This window comes from Serratia sp. OS31, from assembly GCF_014164835.1.
Classification (GTDB): Bacteria; Pseudomonadota; Gammaproteobacteria; order Enterobacterales; family Enterobacteriaceae; genus Serratia; species Serratia liquefaciens_A.
Map to the genome: position 1 here is coordinate 1 of NZ_JACJFQ010000021.1, position 16861 is coordinate 16861.

Sequence of the window (16861 nt, forward strand, 5' to 3'; positions counted from 1 at the left end):
TGGAAATAGTTATCATAATTATTTAAATGAATAATTGGTGTTTTGCATAACCGTTTGATTTTATTTTAATTTAAAATTAAATCATCGATGATGTAAATCAGGTGTGTTTATTTTGTTTTCGTCAGGGCATAATGCGGAAAAATTAAGTTGATACCTGCAAAATAAAGGAATGATTATGCTGACGCCTGAAATGACCAAAAAGCTGAATGAGCAACTGAACCTGGAGTTCTACTCTGCCAACCTGTATCTGCAAATGAGCGCCTGGTGCAGCGATAAAGGCTTTGAAGGTGCCGCGGCATTCCTTAAAGAACATTCTCAGGAAGAGATGCAGCACATGCAGCGCCTGTTTGAATACCTGAGCGATACCGGTGCACTGCCGCTGTTGGGCACCATCGCCGCGCCGCCGGTTGAGTTTGGTTCCCTGGCAGAGGTGTTCCAACAGACGTACGAGCATGAGCAACTGATCACCCGCCAGATCAACGAACTGGCGCACGCGGCAATGACCGCTCATGACTATTCAACCTTCAACTTCCTGCAGTGGTATGTTGCCGAGCAGCACGAAGAAGAGAAGCTGTTCAAATCCGTGCTGGATAAACTGGCGCTGGTGGGCAACAGCGGCAATGCCCTGTTCTTCATTGATAAAGATCTGAAGAAAATGGGTGCGGCCGGCGAAAACGGTAACGGCCAGGCCTAATCCTTTTGTAGAAAACCGCGTATCGGCGTTGGCCGGTGCGCGGTTTTTTTATGCCCTGCATTTATCGCGGTTTTACAGCGATATGTGCTACTGGATCGCAAAATGCCAGCGTTCTGCTCGACTTGCATAATGACACTCGTTATCATTTGACGCGATACGCTACAGGGAAGGTTGAGAGTCAAAACAGGGGGTTACTCCCATAATTCTGTTTACCCGTGGCGCAATCATCTGCGGTGGGTTGGGCTGCTGATACATCGCCCTGGCGGTTAGCCTGGCCCCTTATCACCCTCGATTATTGCTTTAAGGGATATCACTGTGATCGGTAAAATTCGGACTTCTTATCGCCTGCTTTCCACCATTTTTGTGCTGTTTGTCGGGCTGTCGTCACAGCAGGCGCTGGCGCATGCCCATTTAAAAGTTGAAACGCCGGCGGCAGATGCCAGCGTGAGTCCGGCACCCAAGGTGCTGACGCTCAATTTCTCCGAGGGTATTGAGCCCAACTTCAGCGGCATTAAAATCACCGCCCCAGACAACGCCGAAGTGAAAACCGGCAAGCTGCAGCTCGATGCGAACAACAATACCCAGGTCAATCTGCCTATCGAAGGCGATCTGGCGGCAGGCAAATATAACGTCAGCTGGCATGTGGTGTCGGTCGACGGTCATAAAACCAAGGGCCAATACAGCTTCACCGTAAACTGACCCATGACTCTGGCGACCCTGTTTGTCCTGTGTCGCTTTGTGCACTTTGCGGCGGTGATGCTGATGTTTGGCTCCAGCTTATTCACCGCCTTATTGTCGCCGCAGCGCCTTTCCCCGTATCTCACCCGTGATGTGCGTCCTTTGTTGGTCTCTTGCACCTGGTTTGCCGGGCTTTCCGCTATTGCGTTGCTGGCTATTCAGGCCGGGCAGATGGGGGACGGCTGGGCAGATACCTGGCGGCTGGACGTGTGGTGGGCAGTACTGGGCACCACCTTTGGCGAGGTTTGGCGCTGGCACCTGGGCATTTCAATGCTGGCGTTGCTGAGCCTGCGGCTGGCCGAGCCACGCCGTACGCAACTGCTGGCGCTGCTTTCCACACTGCTGTTGGTCAGCATGGCGTTTATCGGCCATGCGGCGATGCATGGCGGGGGGCTTGGCGCACTGCATCGTTTCAATCACGCGCTGCACCTGCTGGCGGCCGGGTACTGGTTTGGCAGCCTGTTGCCGCTGCTGGTCTGTTTGCGCTATCTGGCCCAACCGCAGTGGCGCTGCGACGCGGTGACCACATTGATACGCTTCTCGCGCTGGGGACACCTGGCGGTAGCGCTGGTGCTGCTGACCGGCGTGATCAACAGTTTGATCATTCTCGGCAGTTGGCCGTTGGACGTAGATTCTCCGTACCAGCGCCTGCTGCTGTTCAAAACCGCGCTGGTGGCGCTGATGGTCATGGTGGCGTTAGCCAACCGCTACGCCGTCGTCCCGGCGATGAGCAGCATGCCACGGCTGGCGCAACGCGGGCTGGTGCTTGCCTGCTGGGCGGAGTTGGGGCTAGGGGCGGCGGTGCTGCTGCTGGTCAGTTTATTTGCAACCTATGCGCCAGTATAACATTCCGGCTTGCCGGATGCCCCCAAACTGCGGGAAAATTGAATCAAATAGCAACCCTAAGGCCATAACATGAAATCGGTATTACTTGGCATGACGCTGCTGGCAACCGCGACCGGTGCTTTGGCAGCAGATCAACTGGTGAACATCACCAAGCTGGAATACGGCAAGCAGTGGGCGTTCACCAAAGAAGAAGTGACGCTGCAGTGCCGCAGCGGCGGTGCGTTGTTCGTGCTCAACAACAGCACGCTGATGCAGTACCCGCTTAACGCGGCCGCAGAAGCGCAGGTGAAAGCAGGGCAGCAACGCGCTCAACCGCTGGACGTGATCCTGCTCGATGACGCCGCCAATCCGGGCCATAAGATGAGTGTTGAGCCGTACCGCGAACGCGCCGAGAAGCTCTGCGCGAACTAATCACTTATCCCCCAATGGCTTAGTGTGAGGTTAACCGGTGATGAAGAATTGCACGAAATTAATTCCGTAATGAAACTATCACCGGCCGTGCAGCTGGCTGGCAAAAATAGCGCGGTAAGCTACTCTTAAAGTGCACGGCTGAACAAGCCTTGCACAAAATGCCAACTTTTAGCGCACGGCTCTCTCCCAAGAGCCATTTCCCTAGACCGAATATAGGAATCGTATTCGGTCTTTTTTTGTGTTTGATTTATCAGTTAATTTTCTGCAATTAGAAAAATAAGCTGCAACCCCGGCTTTCCCCAAGCTCAAATCCCAATAACAAAACGCGCTACAGAGGAAAGATCGTCTTTTTGCATGATAGCTACGAGGGGGACGAGAGGTGTTGGGGGATAAAGCGGTGATCTGTGAGCTTAAGAGTGCAACAGATACATCAAGCCCTATTGGTCTAAATAGGGCTTGCGAGGGGGATTGGGTTTTCCTGCTGATGACTCAAAACCATCAGCGGCTTGCAGCTCCTGCCCGGAAGGGATAAGCGGCAAACAGCGCGGTTACCGCCTGTTGGATCTGCGCCTGGCTGGCGGGTTGCGCGTCTGAATTAAGCGTGTCGCTGGCGGTTCCGCGCCAGACCAGCTGCTTCTTCTTGCTGTCCACCAGGTCCACCGTCAGGGTACCTTCGGTATAGCTCCAAACGGTTTGGTTATAGCCGCCCCAGCCTGCATAACCTCTGCGACCAACAGGAACCGGGGCATCATTCACCTGCACTTTGTTTTGCTTCATTGCGCTGCTGTAAACCAACAGGTCTGGGGATGCACTGAGTGTATAGCCACGTTGCTCCATCTGTTGCGCTATGGCGCTATGAATATACTTACCCGTCAGCGTTTGGTATTGGCCTGCAGCCTCTGGGGCAAAGCCATAAGTATGGTATTGGCTGAAATTAGCACTGTGGTCGTAGTCACTGGTCACCTGCGGCTGATTGGCGCAGCCCGACAATAACGCCAAGGAACTTGCGAGCAAAAGGCAAGAAAGCGGACGCATAGAAAACCCCTTCAGGATTATTAGTTTCATAAACTTAGCCCCAGAAGGTGGGCTTGGCAAATCTGGCCAGCAGGAATGGGCTGGGTGGGCCGCGTGAACGAAAAAGCCGTAACGTTCGCGCCAGAAAGAGCAGGGGTATTTGTGTTCCGTGGGGGCATCAGGCGATTCGGGCCGCGAATGCTCAGGCCTGTAGTAATAAGCTGGAGTTTCGGCTCGTTCAACCTTAACGCGCCTGAAAATTAAGAACATGCCGCTGGCCGCGGTGGCAGTGGCTTTGTTACTATCGGCCCACCTAAAGTCTCAATGGTGCATTACTTTGAAAATCAAAGCGTTGTTATTTATCGCCTTAGTCGGCCTCGCCGGCTGCAGCCAGGAGGGAGCGAAAGTGAGCCAACCCGTGAATAAAGACGGAGATCATACGGAAGTGTTGCTGGTTAACAGCGCGCTGGTAGATTGTATGGGCGTTGCCCCAATGAAATGCATGCAGGTTCGTCACTCTGTGCAGGGCCAGTGGGAAATGTTTTACAGCCAGATCGAAGGCTTTACCTTCGAACCCGGCTACCGCTACCGCCTGAAGGTTAAAGTGACCGAACTGGAAAACGTCCCGGCCGACGCTTCTTCGCTGCGCTATACGCTAGTCGAGCAGTTGGAAAAGAACAAGGTCTGATAGTCGTATGCAGGTCGGGGCCGAATGTCCTGACCTGATAACCTCAAAGCGATAACCCAACGTCCGTCGCCACCTGCTCAATCTGATAGCGCGAAGTCCGCGCCAACGCAGGATCTTTTTCAACGTAATACGCATACGCAATCACGCCAATCGACAATGCCCAGGCGCGGCCACGCAGCCAGGTGGCTTTATCGGTATCCACGGCGAGTTTAAAATACTTGCGGTTGTCCTGACTCAATAAATTCCAGGCGACAATCAAATCCACCGCCGGATCGCCAATCGCCATTCCACCCCAGTCGATCACCGCCGCCAACTTACCTTCGTTGATCAGCAGGTTGCCCGGTTGGATATCGGTGTGGATCCAGCATGGGCCAGCGCTGTTCTCCTGTATCTGGCTAACGGTTTCCCACACGTGCAGCAGAATATCCGTATCGAGATAGTCAGCACATTGCGCTATCGCGCTGCGGGTGAGGGCGTCTCTGGCACCAAGCGGGCCGCCGCGATAGGAGGTCAGGCTCTTTTGCAGCTCAGGATCGGTAATAGGGATGGCATGCAGCGCGTGGACAAATTCCCCCAGCTGTTGCGCCAACGCGTGGCTGCCTTCGCCGCAAACCGGCATTGTTCCCTTGATCCAACGGCCGACGCACCAGTTAAAAGGGTTGCCTGATTGGGGCTGACCCTGCGCAAGCGGAACGGGAACTGGGACCGGCAGATAACGGGATAGCAACGGCGGGTAACGGTTTTCCCGTTCAAGCGCCGCCGCAGCCGACGGCGTGCGCGGCAGACGAATATAGAGCTCGTCGCCCAGCCGCAGCATCACGTTATCGGTGCCGGCAATAGCGACCGGCGTTATCGCCAAAGCCGCCCACTGCGGAAACTGGCTGGCGAGCATGGAAGTCACCAGGTTGAGATCAATATCCACTTCGTCGGCGTGTAATTTGGCGATAAAACTCACGTGCGCACTTCCTTTAAGGCTGAAATTTAAGGCGTGAGACTGGTCTGCTCACTGGGCTTGTTGCAATTCTGCCATGCACCCAGCTTAAGTATATTGATAAAATCAGGTATATTGTCCTTCGGTTTTTAGCTACCAAGAAAAAATTACTATGATTATCAAACCTAAAATTCGTGGTTTTATCTGCACTACCGCTCACCCGGCAGGTTGTGAAGCCAATGTCCGTGAGCAAATCGCCTACGTTAAATCACGTGGCGAACTGAAAAACGGGCCGAAAAAAGTGCTGGTGATCGGTGCTTCCACCGGTTACGGCCTGGCGTCACGTATCAATGCCGCCTTTGGCAGCGGTGCGGCCACTATCGGCGTATTTTTTGAAAAGCCGGGCAGCGAAGGCAAAACCGGTTCTGCCGGTTGGTATAACTCTGCCGGTTTTGACAAGGCAGCTAAAGAAGAAGGCCTGTACGCGAAAAGCGTTAACGGCGATGCGTTCTCCAACGAATGCCGCCAAACGGTCATTGACCTGATTAAACAGGATCTGGGCCAGATCGACATGGTGGTTTACTCGCTGGCTTCGCCGGTGCGTAAAATGCCGGAAACCGGTGAAGTGGTGCGCTCTGCGCTGAAACCTATCGGCGAACCGTACAAATCCGTGGCGCTCGACACCAACAAAGACGTGCTGGTTGAAGCCGTGGTTGAGCCGGCCAACGAGCAGGAAATTGCCGACACCGTCAAAGTGATGGGTGGCCAGGACTGGCAACTGTGGATGGACGCACTGGAAGAAGCCGGCGTGCTGGCGGACAACGTGCAGGCAGTGGCTTATTCCTACATCGGTACCGATCTGACCTGGCCAATCTACTGGCACGGTACGCTGGGCAAAGCCAAAGAAGACCTGGATCGTGCGGCTCAGTCCATCGATCAGAAACTGAAGGCCAAAGGCGGCGCGGCTTACGTTGCCGTGCTGAAGTCGGTGGTGACTCAGGCTTCCTCCGCTATCCCGGTCATGCCACTGTATATCTCCATCGTTTTCAAAATCATGAAAGCGCAGGGGATCCACGAAGGCTGCATCGAGCAGATCCAGCGTCTGTTCGCCACCAAACTGTACAGCGGCACCGCGCCGGATACCGATGAGAAGCACCGTCTGCGTCTGGACGACTGGGAACTGCGCGACGACGTGCAGAACACCTGCCGTGAAATCTGGGCACAAATCGACGACAGCAACATCAACGAACTGACCGATTACCTGGGCTACAAGGCCGAGTTCCTGCGTCTGTTCGGTTTTGGTTTGCAAGGTGTTGATTACGAAGCCGACCTCAGCGGTGAAGTTAAGTTTGATGTGATTGAGCTGGTCTAAATCCGTCGAGCATTGAAAAGGGCCGGGCTTCCGGCCTTTTTTACGCCTGTCACCCAACAGCTCATCAGTCCAGTTGATCGTTGACAGCAATAAGTTATCGTTTTACGATAACTTATTGCTGTTTTTATGGATGAACTCGTTATGGGCGCTGTGCCACGGATCCACCTTCCGCTTTACGTACGCTGCTTGTGTTTGTTGATCATGACGATGCTGATTGTCAGCACCGGCGTGGAGATGTTTATGATTGTCCAGGGCTGGGTGCAGGGCGAGGCGTTCAACAGCATCGTGGCGTCCTACCGCGACTATTACCCGGAACTGAACGCCTATGCCGTTCCGCAGCAGCGTTGGGCTATGGTGGCCACTCTGTTGTTGGATATGTTCTCCTGTGTGCCTTATTACAGCGCACTGCTGTGCGGCGCCGGGCTGTTTTACCAGTTCTATCGCGGCAACGTGTGGCACCGCAACAATATGCTGTTGTTGCAGGTCATCGGCATCCTGCTGATTGTCGACGTGCTCTTCCCCTCACTGGCTGGGATGTTGCAGGTGATGATACTGACGGCCAATGAAAAAATGCTGCTAATAATTTATTATGGCGTCAACAGCGAGTCGATACGCTCGCTGATCGTTGGCTGCGCAATCCTGGTGTTTAGCCGGGTATTCCTGGAAGCGTTGCGGCTGAATGAAGAACAGCTTTCTTTCGTGTGAGAATAGAGTGGCGATAATAGTAAGTCTTGATGTCATGTTGGCCAAAAGGAAGATGCGTTCGAAGGAGCTGGCAGAACAGGTGGGGATCACCGAACAAAATCTGTCCCTGCTGAAGAACGGCAAAGTGAAGGGCGTCAGACTGGAAACGTTAGACAAAATCTGCCGGATCCTCGACTGCCAGCCTGGCGATCTTCTGGCCTGGCAACCGGATAACGAAGGCTAACCCGATGGCGTGCTCCGCACGCCATATCGTCAATAGACGAATTGATATTTATTACCGACACTCAGGATAGGTTTATTTTACGTTAAATTATTAGCGGCCTTATTTAAATTAAATGAGGCTGCCCTTGCTTTGCCCGTGGTTGAATACGGGTTATTAAACTAAAAAAAGTAATTTTTTTATTTGCTGCGGTTAACGATAACGTTTATTTTAAAGGAGGATATATGAAATTACGCCAATGGATCCCGGCACTATTAATTATGCTGAGTGGTTGCAGCCATATTCAACCCGGTTTGTCATCTTCAGGGTCCGGCTGGGAGAAGCCAAAGCCCGCTACCCGCGAGCAAAGGCAGCGCATCAGCGCCGGAGAGTCAGCCTCTGCGGTACTGAACGAGAGAGGGCCGAGTATCGGCGGAACCATCGACTGGTCAAAATTGTGGGATCGTTAATTCACCAAATATATTTTGATTGCGAATTATAAGCCCAATGGCACTCATTTAATTAGGGTTTGTTGTCTGTCGGGTAATATGTTTATTTCCTCGTATTGTTTGTTTTGATGGCACTGAATATCTTTCTTTATTTAATGGAAATGAGCGCCATTATGGGCCTTATTACAGGAGTTTATTGTGGAAAAAGGCATCCCCGTCATTTTCATATTTTTATTGTTGCCCTGGTGTCATCAGGCCTCCGCCGCGCGTTATGAGCGGGAGTATGAAGGCGTCTCTTCGGTGCTGTTTCGCAAAAAACTGAAAGAGGTGGCTCATGGCTTGTGGGACGAGATGGGCAATGAGAAGCCGCGACCTCTGATATCGACGCAAAGTGAAGACAATACGCTGGCCCAGCGCAAAGCCTGCAAAGGGCAGAGGGGCAAGGCTGCCGCCGCGAGTGAACCGCATCCCTCGGCATTGCCGCGCGAAGAACAACCGCTGCTTATCAACGGTTGCTAGCCTCATGCACTAATGGAGTTTTTGTTTTTGAAATTGACCTCTTTGATGACAGCGGCACTCGCCCTGTTGGCGTCCTCTTGTTGCTATTCGTTTGTCGACAAGCACGCTCAGCACGCCGATTTCGAGGCGGGGGAAAGCGCCGTGGATTACCGGTTACGGTTTAACGGGCTGTTGCAACATCTGTGGTACGTAGAGCAACTACGTTCGGAACAGGCGCGGCTTGCCGCGATACGCCTTGAACGCAAAGCGTTGGAGTCCGCCATGTTGCCGCGTGAATGTCGGGCAACACCTGTGCCGCTGTTTTTAGTCGGAAAGAGTGCCATAGCCAGAAGATAGTTTTTTGGGGTCAACAGGTGAATTTAATATCGGGAGTCTATCAGTGAAACGGATTTTTCTTGCCTGCGTGGCGCAGTGGTCTTGCGTCTCATTACAGGCGTCGGTTGACTGGCAATACCATGCCGCACAGCCGCTGGATAACAAAATCTCTGAGGAGTACCAGCAAAAGCGCAGCGGGTTGAAACATAAAGTATGGAGTGCCGAGGGCGTGGCGTCGGCCAATGAGAAGGCGCTTGAGTTGGAACGGCAGCGTGCCGCCGCCGAGCAGGCGAACCGGCAGCAGCTTAAAACTCAGTATGGCGAATACCGCTGTGGCAAAAACAAACAACAGCCTGGCAAACTTTGCGCTCCTCCGGGACGGGGGATGTATTCCCCGAACTTTAAACCTCATCGTTGAGGCCTGACGTGGGGAGAAACTCTGGTGTTGAAGTGCTATTTAACCGCGCCCTTCTGCAACAGAGGCGGTACGTTCAATGCCAGGAAATCCACCAGTGCACGAACCGAAGGCAGCATTCCGCGTCGTGTAGGGAACACGGCATGCATGATCAGTGGCGCACAGGCCCATTGTGGCAACACACGTACCAGTTCACCTTGCATCAGTGCCTGGTGGCAGGTGATATCCGGCAGCATCGCGATACCCAGCCCCTGGTAAAGAGCACTACGGACAACACCCCACTCGCTGCACATCAGGCGCGGGCGAACGCGGACAACACGTTTTTCTTCACCGGGGCCATCCAGATTCCAGGTTTGCTCTTCGCTCACGTCGACCAGGCTTAACAGCCCATGTTCACTTAACTGTTGTGGATCGGTCAATGGCGGGTGTTGCGTCAGATACTGCGGTGTGGCGACCAGGATACGCACGCTTTGCCCCAGTTCACGCGCGATCATGCCTTCGGTCATGTCTTTACGTTGACGTAGACGCAGCGCCACGTCGATTTTATCGGTTACCGGATCAAACCGGTTATCGGTCGCCAACAGCTGCACCTGAATGCCTGGATTCGCGGCCATAAAAGCGGGTAAGCAGGGCGAAAGAAGGACATCGGCGGCCAATTTCGGGCAACTGATCCGCACCAGTCCCGAAGGCTCTGCCCGAGTTTGGTCAATCAGCTCTTGGGCGATCTCCGCTTCGTTGATTGCTACCTGCGCATGTTTCAACAACAGCGCACCGGTTTCTGTCAGCTTGACCCGCCGGGTCGTGCGTTGGAATAACAATACGCCAAGGCGGTCCTCCAGCGCCAGCACGCGGGCGCTCAGTTTGGACTTAGGAATATCCAGCGCCCGGCTTGCGGCGGAGAACCCACCGTACTGGGCAACCTGTGCAAAATAATAAAGGTCGTTCAGGTCCTTCAATATGCCTTTCTGCATCATCATTGTCCTTAATTTGAGAACAGTCAGTCAGAGTATGGCATCTTTTTGCGCCCAATAGTGCATCTTATACTGCCCCACATCGACGCAATAGCGTCAGGCACCGTGGGAGAAAATATGGAAATTACAGCAGCAGTCAGTGAGAACGCAGCGCAGGGTTTTACCCTCAGGCAACTCCAGCTTGGAGAACCCCGTGCTGATGAAGTATTGGTAAAATTGGTGGCTACCGGCCTGTGTCATACCGACATTGCGGCACACAAAGGTGTCATACCTGTGCCTGCGCCAGTGGTGTTGGGTCACGAAGGGGCTGGGGTTGTGGTGCGAGTTGGTGCCGGGGTCAAGAAAGTGGTACCCGGTGATCATGTGGTGTTGTCATTGGCCTCTTGCGGCGCCTGCGACAAGTGCAGTATCGGCATGCCGACCTATTGCCGCCAACATGTTCCGCTTAACTGGCAGGCTCAGCGCGCCGACGGTTCGGTCAGTCTGCATGATGGGAATGGTGATGTGCACAGCCATTTTTTCGGCCAGTCCTCCTTTGCGCAATATGCGGTCGTTGATGCCAGCAGCGTTGTGCCTGTCGATAAGACAGTCCCGCTGGAATACCTTGGGCCGTTGGCTTGTGGATTTATGACCGGGGCGGGTGCCGTCATCAACACCCTGCGAGCACATGCGGGCTCAACACTGGTGGTTTTTGGTCTGGGGGCCGTAGGCCTGGCAGCGGTCATGGCCGCCCGGGTAGTCGGATGCGGCCAGATTATCGCCGTGGATATCAAAGAAAACCGTCTGGCGTTAGCCAAAGAGCTGGGAGCCACCGCGGCCTTAAATCCGAAAACAGTTGATGTCGCTGAGGTGCTTAATCAACTGACCGATGGGCACGGCGCGGACTACAGTGTTGAAGCCGCCGGGCACGCGAGCGTAATGGCCGATGCAGTACAGGTGCTGGCGGAAAATGGCAAATGTGTGCTGACCGGCGTGGTATCGCAGGGAGAGTCCTTGCCACTCGATATTATGCATTTGATCCGTGGCCGGGCGGTGCAGGGCTCCATTATGGGCGATGCTTCGCCGACGGTATTTATCCCGATGCTGGCACAGCTCTTCCAACAGGGGCGCTTTCCAATAGATCGCCTCATTCGTTTTTATGCCATGAATGACATCAACCAGGCGATGGCGGATTCACAATCCGGTGAAACCATTAAAGCCGTTATTCGTATGTAATTTCTCATAAGGTAAATAATATGAAACGACTCTTTTCAGCGGCCCTGCTGGGGCTGATGGGTGCGTCTGCGCAGGCCAATGACCATATCATCGAAAAACAGGGGCTGTATTATCTACAGCCGGGGTACGGCGTTAACGATGTCGCTGAGTTTTACTGGCGCAGCCTGAACGGCTGGTCGGAAACCCCGGCTAATGTCGCTAAATACTTTACGCCACAGGGGGTATTTGAACTGCCTTATGCACCGGTGGCGGATTTCAGCTTCTTTTCCAAGGCGTCCAAAGGGCGGGAAAATATTACTCGCTACTTTACCAACATGAGTGAGTACCTCGGCGATCTGAAATACGCCGATTGGAAAGGGTGGAATAAAATCGTGACGGCAGAGCCTGGCGTATTTGTGTTTGAATACACCAGTAACGGAAAAATCAAAAAAAGCGGCGGCGAGTATAACCAGCAGTTTATCGCTATCGTAACTATCAGCCATGGGCAGATAGTTAGCGCCCGTGAATATTGGGATCCGTACGTGGCGTTGCGTGATTTTGGCCTGATCCGTAAAACGGAGTAATGGCCCTTTGCTCCCCGGCCCTCACCGGGGGGCATCGCCTAGCGGCAATACTCTTTCAGCATGGCAATCGCGTCCGGCTTTAACTGGTAAAGATAGACCGGCCTACCGGTGGTGCCGTAGAGAATACGGGTACCCAGAATGCCGCTCTCCGCCAGATAGATAAGGTATTTACGGCAGGAAACGCGTGAAATGCCGATAGCGTTCGCCAGGTTGTCGGTCGAAAACTCCCCGTCCTGCTGTTGTTCAATCCATTCGCACACCGTACTCAGCGTGATGCTGGTTAACCCTTTCGGCAGTTTCTTGCCTTCGCTGCTGTTGGGTTGGCGGCGCAGCAGGCTGTCGACATCGGCCTGCGAGAATTCGCGCTGCGCCAGGATCTGCGACTGCTGCTGGTAGTTGCTCAACGCCTCTTTGAAGCGACCGAACTGGAAGGGTTTAATCAGATAATCCACCACGCCGTAGTGCAAGGCGCGTTGCACCGTGTCCACGTCGCTGGCGGAGGAAATGATAATGACGTCGGTTTTTTCACCCAGTTCGCGTAGACCGGGCAGCAGATCCAGGCCATTCTCCTGCTGCATATAGATATCCAGCAGCACCAGATCGATACCGATCTCGCTATCGGCCAACAACTCGCGTGCCTGCGCCAGCGTGGCAACGGTGGCCTGACAGTGAAAGCCGCTTACCTGGCTCAGGTAGTATTTGTTCAACTCCGCTACCATCGGGTCGTCATCAATAATCAATACGTTAATCATGGGTCAGCCCTTGGCCTGATAGGGAATATGGACAAAGAACTGGGTCAGTACACCCGGTTCAGATTCAAAATCAATGCTGCCGCCCAGTTTTTCCAGGCTGCTGCGGATCAGCGCCAGGCCGATACCGCGCCCCGGCCCTTTGGTGGAAACACCCTGCTCAAAGATACGGGCGCCCAGAGCCGGATCGATGCCGGGGCCGTCATCGCTGATTATACAGTGTAAGTGATTCTCATTGTGATGAAAGCTCAGGTTGATCTCGTGTCCTTCAACGCCGTCGATGGCGTCAATGGCGTTTTCAATCAGGTTGCCCAGTACGCTGATCAGCACGTGGGTGGTTTCCGCGTCGTCGGTTTCCGGCAGCAGGCTGGCTTCATCAATGGTCAGCTCAATACCGGCTTCGTGGGCACGGCTGATTTTGCCGATAAAGAAACCGGCGACCTCTGGCGACTGTATTTTGCGTAGCAGCGCGCCGATCTCTTCCTGGTAGTTACTGGCGGTGTTGATGATGTAGTTTTCCAACTGCTGATAAGCCTTCATATGCAGCATGCCGAGGATCACGTGCAGTTTGTTCATAAACTCGTGCGACTGCACGCGCAATGCGTCGGCGTAGTGGGCCATGCCGCTCAGGCGCTGCACCAACTGGCTGATTTCGGTTTTATCGCGGAAGGTGGCGATGGCACCAATCACCTGGCCCTTGACGATCACCGGCACGGTATTGGTCAGAAGTTCGCTGCCGTTGAAGCTGATCTGCTGGTCACGCAGCGGTTTACCGCTGGCCAAGACCTCCGCCAAATGCAGTTGGGCCGGCCAGTATTTGCTGGCGGACTCCAGCAGCAGATTTTCGAAAGGGCCACTTTGGCGCAGCAGGCGTTTCGCCTCATCGTTGACGATGGTGATACGTGACTGGTTATCGACCGCGATGACGCCTTCTTTAATCGATTGCAGCATGGCGTTGCGCTGTTCGAACAGGTTGGAGATTTCGTAGGGTTCAAAACCGAGCATGATGCGTTTTAACGCTTTCACCAGGAAGAAGGTGCCGAGCGTGCCGACCAGCGCGGCGAACGCGAGGGTCAAATAGATGATCCAGCGGCTTTCTGCCACCACCCGGTGAACGGTATCGAGTGCGATACCCAACGCCACTACCCCTATCTGTCGGCGCTCGCTGTCGTAGACCGGTGCAAAGACGCGCAGTGAAGGCGCCAGCGCGCCACGGTTGATGGCGCTGTTGGTTTTCCCGTGCAGGGCCGGTTCTAAATCGTCGCCGATAAAATGTTGGCCGATCAGCCAGGGTTTAGGGTGCGAATAGCGGATGCCTTTCATGTCCACCACGGTGACGAACAGCAGTTCGTTTTGATGGCGTACCTGCTCGGCGAAGCGCTGGATCGCGCCACTGTGATCTTCCCGCTGCAGGCCGTCAACGACGTTACCGGAAAGCGCCACCGTTTCGGCAATTGCCATCGCCTTCTGGCGCTGCTGATCTTGCCCCTCGTGATTCATCTGCACAAAAAACAGCGCGTACACCACCAGCAGCACCGAAGCAATAATGGCAGACACCATCAGCGTGAGGGTGGTGCTGAGTTTCAGCGGTATCCGTTGTTTGGGCATGGCGGTTCTCCGAATGGGCGTATCAGGATTTTAGCGGGGAATGGGGCGCGGGGCAGCGACCGGCAGCAGGTTATAACATGCTGCCGCCGGGTGAGGGATTATTTTAATTACAAAAGCCGGGATCAGGGCTGATGGTAGATTTCCAGTCCCTGCTGGCCGCTGGCTCCCTGATGGATGATCGCCATCAGCGCGCGGACCACTTTTGAAGGATTGTCGTGTTGATACACATTGCGGCCATACACCATGCCGGATGCGCCCTGTGCCATCAGCGCCGCGGATTTCTTCAGTACTGCGCCCAGTTCACCTTTACCGCCGCCCCGCACCAATGTCGGGCAGCGCGCCGCCTCAACGATGCGGTGGAAATCTTCCACCCGTTCGGTAGGGTCGGCTTTAATGATGTCGGCGCCCAACTCACGCGCCAATCGCACCAGCGGCACCATTTTTTCGACGTCGCCCAACGAGCCATAAGCCGACCCCTGACCGGCAGGCGCCATAACCAACGGCTCGACCATCAACGGCATGCCATAGCGATCGCAGGCATGGCGCAGACGGCCGATGTTTTCCACGCACTGGCGGAAAATGCCAGGCTCATCGGGGATCAGGTACAGATTCACCACTACGGCTGCGGCATCCATCTGCAGCGCGGCGAGGATCGGCGCTTCCGGGTTATGCAACACCGCCCACATTTCACGGTGACGCGCGGCGTTATAAGCGTTGCCGACGTCGGTACGCATCACCAGCGCCGGTTTATCGCGCTGTGGCGAGCATTGCAGCAAATCCGCCTGGCCGTAATTCACCTGAATGGCGTCGGGGCGGGCGACGATCAGGCTATTCATAACCCGCTCAATATCTTCCAGGCCGATTAAAAAATCCGGTTCATTGGCGATCCCGTGGTCAATCGCCACGTCGAGGCACTTGCCGTTATTGAACAGCCGGTTCATCCGTACCTTACTGCTGAGCTGCATGTCAGATCCTCCTGAAAACACATGTCCATTCAGTATTGTCGAGTAAACCGGGGGAGGAAACCACGGATCCGCAAACTGCGCGCTCGCTCGCATATTTACTGAGAGAACGCCTCTCCTTTTTTCATCGCAGCAGATCGCTTCCCGCCGCTGAACGCACTAAAGCCACGAGCGGGCTGGTGGCTTTTGCGTCATTTGTTAGATCCGTGTCATGTTTTTGTTACTTGGTTATTCCAAAACGCATGTTTCGCTTGTTTGGGTTAAAAAGTTTCAATAATCTCAATTATGAAATAAACATTTAATAGTGACGCAAGGGCGTCACGTCTTTGCCAAAAGGTTTATTTCAATTGATTGTTTTTAATCTATTTTGAGACATCGATCAAAATTTCACACACTGCCAGAAGACGGAAAAAAAGCGGTAAATCTGCCGTATCAAAGGGATAACACCGACCGGATTGTTGTTTGAATGTAAAAAATATTTTTCATTAGCTGTCAAATCAACAGGCCTCTTCACTCTAACGATTAAAGGGTACAGAACATGAAGCTGAAGAAACTGATCGTCACCTCGGTATTGATGTGCATGCTGCCGGCCAGCGTATTGGCAAAAGACATCAAAATCGGCGTTTCAATGGCTTATTTCGATGACAATTTCCTCACCATCCTACGCCAGTCAATGCAGAGCAAAATGAAACAGGACGGCAACGTCAGCGGTCAATTTGAGGATGCGAAAGGGGATATCGCCCAGCAGATCCAACAGATTGAGAACTTCGTCAGTCAGGGCGTCGACGCCATTATCCTCAACCCGGTCGATACCCAGGGCGTGAAACCGATGATCAAACTGGCGGAAAGCGCCAAGATCCCGCTGGTGTTCGTTAACCGCCGTCCGGAAGTGACGCTGCCTGCGGGCATGGCCTACGTAGGCTCAGATTCCAAACTGGCCGGCAAGCTGCAGATGGAAGAGTTGGCCAAGCTGATGAACGGCAAGGGTAACGTGATGATCCTGATGGGCGAACTGTCCAATGAAGCGACCCGCGACCGTACCCGCGGCGTGGAAGAGGTGGCGGCCAAGTATCCCGGCATCAAAATCCTCGACAAGCAAACCGCCAAGTGGGGCCGCAAGGAGGCCGTAGACATTACCACCGACTGGGCGCTGACCGGTCAGCAGATTGATGCCATCGCCTCCAACAACGACGAAATGGCCATTGGCGCGATCCTGGCGCTGAAACAGGCGAAGAAAACGGGCGTGCTGGTGGCCGGCGTTGACGGTACCCCGGACGCGCTGGAATTCATCAAGAAGGGCGATCTGGCGCTGAGCGTATTCCAGGACGCTAAAGGCCAGGGCGAAGGTGCGGTGCAAACCGCCATTCAGCTGGTTAAAGGCGAGAAGGTGGAAAGCAACGTCCTGATCCCTTATCAGCTGATCACCAAGGCCAATTATCAGGAATTTGCCGACAAGAACAGAAAATAAGCGTTAAAGCAGCGCGGTTATATCCTTTG

21 protein-coding genes are annotated in these 16861 nt (G+C 54.0%); 15 read left to right on the forward strand and 6 right to left on the reverse strand.

Going from position 1 to position 16861, the window contains the following annotated elements:
• Positions 1 to 175 precede the first annotated feature (175 nt).
• The 4 genes from ftnA (at position 176) to H5P17_RS17095 (ending at position 2689) form a co-directional block, all read left to right on the forward strand.
• Positions 176 to 694, forward strand: coding sequence for a non-heme ferritin (ftnA, locus tag H5P17_RS17080; RefSeq protein WP_020826377.1), 519 nt, complete (start codon positions 176 to 178; stop codon positions 692 to 694).
• Between the two features lie 315 nt (positions 695 to 1009).
• Positions 1010 to 1393: a CopC domain-containing protein YobA gene (gene yobA, locus H5P17_RS17085; protein WP_182824183.1), complete on the forward strand. Its 384-nt coding sequence runs from the start codon at positions 1010 to 1012 to the stop codon at positions 1391 to 1393.
• Between the two features lie 3 nt (positions 1394 to 1396).
• Positions 1397 to 2278: a copper homeostasis membrane protein CopD gene (copD, locus tag H5P17_RS17090; RefSeq protein WP_182824185.1), complete on the forward strand. Its 882-nt coding sequence runs from the start codon at positions 1397 to 1399 to the stop codon at positions 2276 to 2278.
• Between the two features lie 69 nt (positions 2279 to 2347).
• Positions 2348 to 2689 carry a YebY family protein gene (locus tag H5P17_RS17095; protein WP_020826380.1) on the forward strand — a complete coding sequence of 114 codons (342 nt, stop codon included), beginning with the start codon at positions 2348 to 2350 and terminating at the stop codon, positions 2687 to 2689.
• Positions 2690 to 3187: 498 nt separating this feature from the next.
• Here the strand turns inward: H5P17_RS17095 and H5P17_RS17100 are convergent, their stop codons facing one another.
• The gene (locus H5P17_RS17100; protein ID WP_255477945.1) at positions 3188 to 3724 is read right to left on the reverse strand and encodes a DUF4136 domain-containing protein; all 537 of its coding nucleotides are present in this window, start codon (positions 3722 to 3724) and stop codon (positions 3188 to 3190) included.
• Between the two features lie 316 nt (positions 3725 to 4040).
• On the opposite strand from H5P17_RS17100, the gene H5P17_RS17105 reads away from it, so the two are divergent.
• A complete protein-coding gene (locus H5P17_RS17105) occupies positions 4041 to 4391 on the forward strand; it encodes a DUF4377 domain-containing protein (protein WP_041415315.1) in 351 nt (116 codons plus the stop codon).
• Positions 4392 to 4434: 43 nt separating this feature from the next.
• Here the strand turns inward: H5P17_RS17105 and H5P17_RS17110 are convergent, their stop codons facing one another.
• Positions 4435 to 5346: an aminoglycoside phosphotransferase family protein gene (locus H5P17_RS17110; protein ID WP_370570046.1), complete on the reverse strand. Its 912-nt coding sequence runs from the start codon at positions 5344 to 5346 to the stop codon at positions 4435 to 4437.
• Between the two features lie 148 nt (positions 5347 to 5494).
• Between H5P17_RS17110 and fabV the strand changes: the two genes are divergently transcribed.
• The 7 genes from fabV to H5P17_RS17145 all read left to right on the forward strand — a co-directional run bounded on the left by fabV (position 5495) and on the right by H5P17_RS17145 (position 9299).
• Entirely contained in the window at positions 5495 to 6694 is a 1200-nt protein-coding gene (gene fabV / locus H5P17_RS17115) for an enoyl-ACP reductase FabV (protein ID WP_182824189.1), read from the forward strand.
• A 141-nt stretch (positions 6695 to 6835) separates the two neighbouring features.
• On the forward strand, positions 6836 to 7399 hold the full coding sequence (locus H5P17_RS17120) for a DUF2975 domain-containing protein (RefSeq protein WP_182824316.1): 564 nt from the start codon (positions 6836 to 6838) through the stop codon (positions 7397 to 7399).
• A gap of 7 nt (positions 7400 to 7406) precedes the next feature.
• Positions 7407 to 7622 (forward strand): helix-turn-helix transcriptional regulator, encoded by a 216-nt coding sequence (locus H5P17_RS17125; protein ID WP_026142313.1) that lies wholly within the window; start codon positions 7407 to 7409, stop codon positions 7620 to 7622.
• 221 nt (positions 7623 to 7843) lie between these two features.
• A complete protein-coding gene (locus H5P17_RS17130; RefSeq protein ID WP_182824191.1) occupies positions 7844 to 8068 on the forward strand; it encodes a hypothetical protein in 225 nt (74 codons plus the stop codon).
• A gap of 177 nt (positions 8069 to 8245) precedes the next feature.
• Entirely contained in the window at positions 8246 to 8566 is a 321-nt protein-coding gene (locus H5P17_RS17135; protein WP_182824192.1) for a hypothetical protein, read from the forward strand.
• A gap of 27 nt (positions 8567 to 8593) precedes the next feature.
• Complete coding sequence (locus H5P17_RS17140) at positions 8594 to 8902, forward strand: hypothetical protein (RefSeq protein ID WP_255477946.1); 309 nt, start codon at positions 8594 to 8596, stop codon at positions 8900 to 8902.
• Positions 8903 to 8945: 43 nt separating this feature from the next.
• Entirely contained in the window at positions 8946 to 9299 is a 354-nt protein-coding gene (locus tag H5P17_RS17145) for a hypothetical protein (RefSeq protein ID WP_182824196.1), read from the forward strand.
• A gap of 35 nt (positions 9300 to 9334) precedes the next feature.
• Here H5P17_RS17145 and H5P17_RS17150 read toward each other — a convergent pair whose 3' ends face one another.
• Positions 9335 to 10267 (reverse strand): LysR family transcriptional regulator, encoded by a 933-nt coding sequence (locus tag H5P17_RS17150; protein WP_182824197.1) that lies wholly within the window; start codon positions 10265 to 10267, stop codon positions 9335 to 9337.
• A 117-nt stretch (positions 10268 to 10384) separates the two neighbouring features.
• Here H5P17_RS17150 and H5P17_RS17155 point away from each other — a divergent pair, with 117 nt between their 5' ends.
• Positions 10385 to 11482: an NAD(P)-dependent alcohol dehydrogenase gene (locus H5P17_RS17155; protein WP_182824200.1), complete on the forward strand. Its 1098-nt coding sequence runs from the start codon at positions 10385 to 10387 to the stop codon at positions 11480 to 11482.
• Positions 11483 to 11502: 20 nt separating this feature from the next.
• Complete coding sequence (locus H5P17_RS17160; RefSeq protein ID WP_182824202.1) at positions 11503 to 12045, forward strand: nuclear transport factor 2 family protein; 543 nt, start codon at positions 11503 to 11505, stop codon at positions 12043 to 12045.
• Between the two features lie 38 nt (positions 12046 to 12083).
• On the opposite strand, the gene dcuR is transcribed toward H5P17_RS17160, so the two are convergent.
• From dcuR to H5P17_RS17175, 3 genes are all read right to left on the reverse strand, one after another.
• Positions 12084 to 12797 carry a two-component system response regulator DcuR gene (gene dcuR, locus H5P17_RS17165; protein WP_182824204.1) on the reverse strand — a complete coding sequence of 238 codons (714 nt, stop codon included), beginning with the start codon at positions 12795 to 12797 and terminating at the stop codon, positions 12084 to 12086.
• Positions 12798 to 12800: 3 nt separating this feature from the next.
• Positions 12801 to 14402 (reverse strand): sensor histidine kinase, encoded by a 1602-nt coding sequence (locus tag H5P17_RS17170; protein ID WP_182824206.1) that lies wholly within the window; start codon positions 14400 to 14402, stop codon positions 12801 to 12803.
• Between the two features lie 122 nt (positions 14403 to 14524).
• Positions 14525 to 15367: a class I fructose-bisphosphate aldolase gene (locus H5P17_RS17175; protein WP_182824208.1), complete on the reverse strand. Its 843-nt coding sequence runs from the start codon at positions 15365 to 15367 to the stop codon at positions 14525 to 14527.
• 535 nt (positions 15368 to 15902) lie between these two features.
• On the opposite strand from H5P17_RS17175, the gene H5P17_RS17180 reads away from it, so the two are divergent.
• Positions 15903 to 16832, forward strand: a complete 930-nt coding sequence (locus H5P17_RS17180; RefSeq protein ID WP_182824210.1) for a sugar ABC transporter substrate-binding protein — start codon at positions 15903 to 15905, stop codon at positions 16830 to 16832.
• Positions 16833 to 16861 lie beyond the last annotated feature (29 nt).

Coding starts and splice junctions, on each gene's coding strand:
- ftnA (WP_020826377.1), top strand. CDS start 176: ATGCTGACGCCTGAAATGACCAAAAAGCTGAATGAGCAACTGAACCTG.
- copD (WP_182824185.1), top strand. CDS start 1,397: ATGACTCTGGCGACCCTGTTTGTCCTGTGTCGCTTTGTGCACTTTGCG.
- H5P17_RS17095 (WP_020826380.1), top strand. CDS start 2,348: ATGAAATCGGTATTACTTGGCATGACGCTGCTGGCAACCGCGACCGGT.
- H5P17_RS17100 (WP_255477945.1), bottom strand. CDS start 3,724: ATGCGTCCGCTTTCTTGCCTTTTGCTCGCAAGTTCCTTGGCGTTATTG.
- fabV (WP_182824189.1), top strand. CDS start 5,495: ATGATTATCAAACCTAAAATTCGTGGTTTTATCTGCACTACCGCTCAC.
- H5P17_RS17120 (WP_182824316.1), top strand. CDS start 6,836: ATGGGCGCTGTGCCACGGATCCACCTTCCGCTTTACGTACGCTGCTTG.
- H5P17_RS17130 (WP_182824191.1), top strand. CDS start 7,844: ATGAAATTACGCCAATGGATCCCGGCACTATTAATTATGCTGAGTGGT.
- H5P17_RS17150 (WP_182824197.1), bottom strand. CDS start 10,267: ATGCAGAAAGGCATATTGAAGGACCTGAACGACCTTTATTATTTTGCA.
- H5P17_RS17155 (WP_182824200.1), top strand. CDS start 10,385: ATGGAAATTACAGCAGCAGTCAGTGAGAACGCAGCGCAGGGTTTTACC.
- H5P17_RS17160 (WP_182824202.1), top strand. CDS start 11,503: ATGAAACGACTCTTTTCAGCGGCCCTGCTGGGGCTGATGGGTGCGTCT.
- dcuR (WP_182824204.1), bottom strand. CDS start 12,797: ATGATTAACGTATTGATTATTGATGACGACCCGATGGTAGCGGAGTTG.
- H5P17_RS17170 (WP_182824206.1), bottom strand. CDS start 14,402: ATGCCCAAACAACGGATACCGCTGAAACTCAGCACCACCCTCACGCTG.
- H5P17_RS17175 (WP_182824208.1), bottom strand. CDS start 15,367: ATGCAGCTCAGCAGTAAGGTACGGATGAACCGGCTGTTCAATAACGGC.
- H5P17_RS17180 (WP_182824210.1), top strand. CDS start 15,903: ATGAAGCTGAAGAAACTGATCGTCACCTCGGTATTGATGTGCATGCTG.